The following is a 7,163-nucleotide window of genomic DNA, read 5'->3' as shown; positions in this document are numbered from 1 at the left end:
GAAAAATATAACTCGGTTAAAAATTAATATGGAATATATAATAGAAGAGTATGAAAATTTAATAGATAAAATAATTAAATGACAATATTAAACAGCAATGAAAATACATATATGAATTTTTGATGAGTATAGAAATGGATTATTTACGGAGGAAAAATGGAAACTACCCTTATTATTATGGCGGCAGGTATCGGTTCCCGCTTCGGAACCGGTATCAAGCAGTTAGCCAAGATGGCTCCCAATGGGGAGATTATTATGGATTTTTCGATTTACGATGCGAAAGAAGCGGGATTTACAAAAGTTGTCTTTGTAATTCGAAAGGCTATCGAGGCAGAGTTTAAAGAAGTGATTGGAGATCGCTTATCAAAAGTCATGCCGGTAGAGTATGTATATCAGGAACTGGAAGATTTGCCGGGAGGTTATCAGGTTCCGGAAGGACGTGTAAAACCATGGGGAACAGGACAGGCGATCCTGGCTTGTAAGGATGTTGTGAAGGAGCCATTTGTGATTATTAATGCAGATGATTACTATGGGAAAGAAGCATTTGTAAAACTTCATGATTTCCTAGTTTCAGGAAATGCAGATAAAGATAAGATAAATCTTGCGATGGCAGGATTTTCCTTAAAAAATACTTTGAGTGAGAATGGAACTGTTACGAGAGGCATTTGTGTAGCAGATAAAGATGGATATCTGGAGAAAGTTATCGAGACAACGGGAATTCAGAGCGCAAATGGGAAGATTCAGTGTGATAATGAAGAAGTTAGTAGATGGGTTACATTAGATACGATGGTATCTATGAATATGTGGGCCGGATATCCGGACTTCCTTCAGTATATAGATGAGGGATTTTCTGGATTCTTAGATAAACTGAATGACAATCCACAGAAAAAGGAATATCTGCTTCCGAATATTGTGGCGGAGTTATTGGAGAAGAGAGCTGCGTCGGTAAAGGTTTTAGGTACATCTGATAGGTGGATTGGGATTACATATAAGGAAGATATTGAACCGGCACAGAAAGGTTTTTCATTAATGATAGAGAAGGACCTGTATCCGGTAAACTTATGGAAGTAATTTTAAATCCAAGAAAAAAATTAGCAAGTAGTTTTTACAAAATAATTTAATCTATTTATTTTCAGTGACAAAAAGGATGTCACTGTTTTTTATTTTAGCAGAGATCCATTGTTTTATGATATCTGTAGAAGCAATAAAAATGGGCATAAGGAGCGGAGAGGATGGAAAAGTACGATAAGATAATTATTGGTGCAGGGTTATATGGACTTTATTCTGCATTATTTTGTGCAAAAAGAGGGCAGCACGTCATCGTTTTGGAGTGCGACCCGACTCCTTTTAGGAGAGCAACCTATATTAATCAGGCACGAGTTCATCAAGGATATCATTATCCCAGATCAATTTCAACCGCGATGAAGTCGGCAGGATATTTTGAACGGTTTAATAAGGATTATGCTTTCTGTGTGAATAAGCAGTTTGATCAGATATACGCAACATCTAGCCAATATTCCTGGTCGGACGGTAAGCAGTTCAAGGCTTTTTGCAAAGCAGCGAATATTCCCTGCGAAGAATTGAATCCCGGAAATTATTTTAAAGAAGGTATGTGTGATGGGGTATTTCGGACTCGGGAATATACATACGATGCTATGATATTAAAGGATTATCTCCTGGAAGAGTTGAAAAAATTTCCTGGTCACGTAGAAATAAAATATGGTGTGAATATTATCAGCATTGAAAAACTTCAAGATGCTTATGTTATTAATACAGATACTAAAGAGAGATATAAATCAGGATTTGTATTAAATGCGACATATGCGGGAACCAATCAGATCCTTGATATGGTTGGATTTGAAAAGTTTAGTATAAAATACGAGTTGTGCGAGATCATTCTTTGCGATGTGAATGATAAATTGAAGGATATAGGATTTACAGTAATGGATGGTCCGTTCTTCTCCATTATGCCGTTTGGTAAGACAGGTTTTCATTCGCTTACGTCTGTAACCTTTACACCGCATACCACAAGTTATGATGCGGTTCCTATATTTGAGTGTCAGGAGAGAAGTGGCGGTTACTGTTCTACGTTCCATCTGGGAAATTGTAATGACTGTTTGGCCAAACCGGTAACGGCATTTCCGTACATGGCAAATTTGGCACGTAAATATATGTTGGATGATTATGGATTTGAATATAGAAGCTCATTGTTTTCAATGAAACCGATTCTGATGAGCTCAGAAATTGATGATTCAAGACCTACCGTTATTCGAAAATACTCCGAAAAACCAACTTTTGTTGGGGTTTTGTCGGGGAAGATAAATACAGTATATGATTTAGATGAGGTGCTTAGTGATGATGAATAAAGAGAAGAATTTTGCATCTGCCGTTATTTATGTGCATAATGCAGAAAATAGAATTGAAAATTTTTTGAATATGATAATTAAAACGATGGAGGATAATTTTGAGCATTCTGAAATTATCTGTGTGAATGATGCTTCGGAGGATCGTTCTTTAAATATTATTAAGGAAACAAGTAAAAAGGCATCTAATACAAGTGTATCAGTTGTGAATATGAGCTATTTTCATGGATTGGAACTTGCAATGAATGCGGGGGTGGATCTTTCAATCGGTGATTTTGTGTTCGAGTTTGATAATACGTTCCTCGATTTTGAACCAAGGGTGATTATGGAAATTTATCGCCATTCTCTGGAAGGATTTGACATTGTAAGCGCTTCCCCAGACAGAAAGGAAAGGTTTACTTCGAAACTCTTTTATAAAGTTTTTAACCATTATACGACATTAAATTATAAGATGGGAACGGAGAGTTTTTGTGTACTGAGCAGACGTGTTATTAACCGAATCAGCTCAATGAATAAAACAGTACCGTACCGGAAAGCGATTTATGCAAATAGTGGATTAAAAACAGACAATATCAAATATCAGACAATCGAATCGGGAAAACAGGCTTTTGATAAAGAGGAAAAAGGATATCGTTCAGGGCTTGCGATTGATACATTGATATTATTTACAGAGATGGGATATAGTTTTTCGAAGATTATGACAGCATTAATGATGCTTATGTCATTATTTATGAGTGTTTATTCGGTTGTGATTTATGCAACGGCAAATCCAGTTGCAGGATGGACGACGACGGTTCTGTTCCTTTCGGTTGCGTTCTTTGGACTTTTCGGAATCCTGACCATTGTTATTAAATATTTACAGTTGATCGTAGAACTGGTTTTCAAACGCAAACATTATAGTTTTGAGGGAATAGAAAAATTGACGAAATAGGAGAATGAAATGAAGGCACTAGTGGGATATACGGGCTTTGTAGGAAGCAATATTTATGATGCAGCAGGTAAGGAAATTGACTCGGTTTATAATTCGAAAAATATAGAGGATGCGTATGGGACATATCCGGATTTATTGATTTATGCGGGGCTTAGAGCTGAAAAGTATCTGGCGAATAATGCACCGGAAAAAGATATGGAGTTAATTTATCAGGCGGAGGAGAATATAAAGAAGATCAGTCCCAAAAAATTGGTACTTATATCTACGATAGATGTATTTAAGACACCAAAAGCGGTTGATGAGGATTCTGTCATTGACACAGAAAATCTTCATGCTTATGGATACAATCGATACCAATTAGAACTCTGGGTTAGAAAAAATTATCCGGATGCTTTGATTATCAGGCTTCCGGGGCTTTTTGGAAAGAATATTAAAAAGAATTTTATCTATGATTTTATGAATGTGATTCCGTTCATGTTAAAAAAAGAAAAAATTGAAGAATTAGCACAGCGTGATCCAGAATTAACAAAATTTTATGTTTTGCAGGAAAATGGTTTTTATAAGGTGAATGTTCTAGAGAAAGATAAGGCAATGCTGAAAGAAAAGTTTAGACAGCTCGGATTTTCGGCACTTAACTTCACAGACAGTCGAAGCAGATATCAGTTCTATAATCTGGGAAATCTTTGGAGAGATATTAATATTGCACTTTCAAAAGGAATAAAATTATGGCATCCAGCCACGGAACCGGTATCAGCTGGAGAAGTTTATGAATATCTTACAGGAGAAAAATTTACTAACGAACTGGGTAGTGTACCGGCGGATTATGATTATAGAACCATCTATGACAGAACATATGGAGGAAGTAACGGATATATTATTAGAAAGAAAAGAGTGTTGAAACAGATCTGGGAGTTTATACATGTATATGCTTAAATTTTACAATATTTCTGAAAGGTTCAAACAGGAGATAAATGAATCAAAATATAAACGTTGGATTTTAGAGAATAAAGGAATGCTGTTAATATCCATCTTGATTGCTATATTTTTGACCATATTAACATATCCGGGAATTATGTATTCAGATTCATATGCGAGAATAGGTGTGACATCTGAACTGAAAACTGCCATTCATGCATTTAATGTTGGAAATGTATCTATGACAAATTTAGCTTCTTGGCTCACGATTACGCCTTCATTTTTCATTTTGCTTTCTGAACAGATTGTCGGAAGTGTTGTTTTGTATACGTTTGTTCAGTGTTTTTTATTGTTCCTCTCGACATATATAATGGGTGATGGTTTAACAAATGAGGGACATAGAAGATGGAACCGGCTCTGTATTACATTAAATCCGGTCTTATGGGCTTTTGGAGTTTATTATGAGGCAAGCGTTGGTTGTGTAACGGCAATTATGGGTATATTGCTGTTAGTATGGAAATGGGACTCTTTAAGTAGTTACTTTGACAAAATCATTACTATAGTATTACTGATATTTTCATCATATGTTTGTCTTGGATATAGGGCTAATGCATTTACAATAATTCCTATATTAATTTTAATAGTAATTCTAAAGGAACGAAAAGTAATTAAGTCTACAATGATAATTTGTTCAATATGCATTGGTACTATTATGGCATTGGCTGTTCCTAAAGCATTGAATATTGATACTATGTCATCATATGCAGGATCATTAATTTGGGAAATGGTATCTACTATCCAGTCGATGGATGAAGAAAAACAGAGCCAATACATTACATATTTAGATGATGTATTTGGGAAAGAAGCGACAGCTACGGCTGTAGCTAATAATTCATATACTGGAGAATATTCTTCGATTAATGATATTTGGTGGGGAAATCCTTTTAATACGGAAGATGTTTCAAAATCGGAAAATACAAAAAAGGTTTTAAGCAAATATATACATTTATGGATATCAGAGCCTAAGGATTGTCTAAAAGTAAAATGGAACTTTATTTCTCATAGCCTTGGTATAAATCAACCTCTTAGGATGGCTGAGTATGACTATAACAGAGATAATAGTATGAGCCAGTTTGGATACAATGATTGTAAACAACGCTTGGCATATGTGGATTTCTTTCTAGCATTTATGAATTTTATGATTATTTTTAGAATTCCATGGTTGATGTTCACAGTTGCGTTAGTGTTAATATTAATTTGGAGATTTAAGTGTGGGGGAAAGAAAGAAAATATAAATATATATGAGGCAAGTTTTGGCATCGCTGTATTTTATTATGGTGCTTATATTTTAAATACACAATCATTTGAATTTAGGTATTACTTTCCGTCTTGGTTATTATTGTTCCTTATTATTTTTTCGCTCTCTGCTGATTTGTGTTTTAGAAATAAAATTTTAAAGAAAATTATGATATGCTTGTTACCAATATTAGCAATTGTTTCATTCTGTGGAACATATGGTGAATACACTAAAGTCGGGGATAATATAGTGAAAAATATAACGAAGGAGGGAACTCTGCTTTGTGAAAATGGAAAGAATTATGTTTATTATTTAGATGGAAAACTATATTTTGTTAATTTGCCTGGAGCAGATGAAATATACACATATTTTCTTCATTATTTTCCTCTGGATGGAGATATGATAAATAGTGATTTCAAATACGAATTAATAAAGATAGCTACATCATTTTGGAAAAATTCGGTAGCTGTGATGGATATGCCAAAACAGGAAGTGGAAAAGATTGAATTTGGACAATATTATGGGGATACTCGTTTCTGGGAAAGAACGATTGAAACTAGTTCATTCATATCAAGACCGAAAATGTTATATCTTTCTGATTACACAGATAATGACTGGAATTGTGGTTATAGTAATTTGGAAAATTGCTTTTTAATAAATAATTTGGACTTAGAAAATTATTATATTAAAGGAAAGGAATTGCAACTCCAAGATGGAAGTGTCACAAGAATAACAGATGTTGAGGAAGTTGCAGGATATATCAGAATATATACAGACGAAAAACTTGATGATGTATCAGTAAGGGAATATCAGGTGATAGAATAATGAAGTTATCAATATCAAATATAGGCTGGTTAAGTAAACAGGACAGTCGTGTTTATGAAATGATGAAAAAATATGGTTTTTCCGGATTAGAAATTGCCCCGACTAGAATTTTCCCGGAGAATCCTTATGACCATTTAAAAGAGGCGGGAGAATGGGCAAAAAAAATAAAGGAACAGTATGGTTTCGTTGTACCGTCAATGCAGTCCATTTGGTATGGAAGGCAAGAAAAAATATTTGGTACGCAAGAGGAGTTTAATGCACTTGTGACATATACGAAAAAAGCGATAGATTTTGCATCCGTTATCGGATGCAAGAATCTTGTTTTCGGCTGCCCGCGAAATCGTAATTTACCGGATGGCGCTGATTCTGCGAAAGGTGTGGAATTCTTTAAGATCTTAGGTGATTATGCTGCATCCAGAGAAACTGTGATTGGAATGGAAGCAAATCCTATTATCTACAATACAAACTATATCAATGATACCAGAGCAGCGATTGAACTGATTCGAAAAGTAAATTCGGATGGTTTTAAGCTCAATCTGGATGTTGGAACAATGATTTATAATCAGGAAGATATAGATGAACTTGTTGGAAATGTAGGTTTAATCAACCATGTTCATATCAGTGAACCGGGGCTTAAGCCGATCGAAAGTAGGGAAATTCATAGTAAGCTTAAAGATATCTTGTTGTCTGAAGGATATATGGGCTTTGTGTCTATTGAAATGGGGAAAGTTGACAATGCGGAAATACTTGAAGAAACAACAAAATATATTGCGGAGGTGTATAGAGTATGATGAGACTTGCGTTCGGGGGGGGGCAGATGGCGCTGTCTAAG

The 7,163-nt window shown here is 34.9% G+C and carries 6 protein-coding genes; all 6 read left to right on the top strand.

Annotated elements, in window-relative coordinates; translation table 11 throughout:
• The first annotated feature begins 156 nt into the window (after nt 1–156).
• Nucleotides 157–1,071 (top strand): nucleotidyltransferase family protein, encoded by a 915-nt coding sequence (locus DWX91_RS11885; RefSeq protein ID WP_118471618.1) that lies wholly within the window; start codon nt 157–159, stop codon nt 1,069–1,071.
• A 161-nt stretch (nt 1,072–1,232) separates the two neighbouring features.
• Nucleotides 1,233–2,366 (top strand): FAD-dependent oxidoreductase, encoded by a 1,134-nt coding sequence (locus DWX91_RS11880; protein ID WP_118471616.1) that lies wholly within the window; start codon nt 1,233–1,235, stop codon nt 2,364–2,366.
• Entirely contained in the window at nt 2,356–3,294 is a 939-nt protein-coding gene (locus tag DWX91_RS11875; protein ID WP_118471614.1) for a glycosyltransferase, read from the top strand. Before DWX91_RS11880 ends, DWX91_RS11875 begins: the two co-directional genes overlap by 11 nt.
• A gap of 9 nt (nt 3,295–3,303) precedes the next feature.
• Nucleotides 3,304–4,227: a sugar nucleotide-binding protein gene (locus tag DWX91_RS11870; protein ID WP_118471612.1), complete on the top strand. Its 924-nt coding sequence runs from the start codon at nt 3,304–3,306 to the stop codon at nt 4,225–4,227.
• Nucleotides 4,214–6,331 (top strand): hypothetical protein, encoded by a 2,118-nt coding sequence (locus DWX91_RS11865; protein WP_118471610.1) that lies wholly within the window; start codon nt 4,214–4,216, stop codon nt 6,329–6,331. The genes DWX91_RS11870 and DWX91_RS11865 overlap by 14 nt, the downstream gene beginning before the upstream one ends.
• Entirely contained in the window at nt 6,331–7,122 is a 792-nt protein-coding gene (locus DWX91_RS11860; protein ID WP_118471608.1) for a sugar phosphate isomerase/epimerase family protein, read from the top strand. Before DWX91_RS11865 ends, DWX91_RS11860 begins: the two co-directional genes overlap by 1 nt.
• The last annotated feature ends 41 nt before the right edge of the window (nt 7,123–7,163 follow it).

This window comes from Clostridium sp. AF22-10, assembly GCF_003478725.1.
Lineage (GTDB): Bacteria > Bacillota > Clostridia > Lachnospirales > Lachnospiraceae > Otoolea > Otoolea fessa.
The sequence above is the reverse complement of the archived record's forward strand: the minus strand, read 5'-3'. Positions and strand labels throughout refer to the sequence as shown.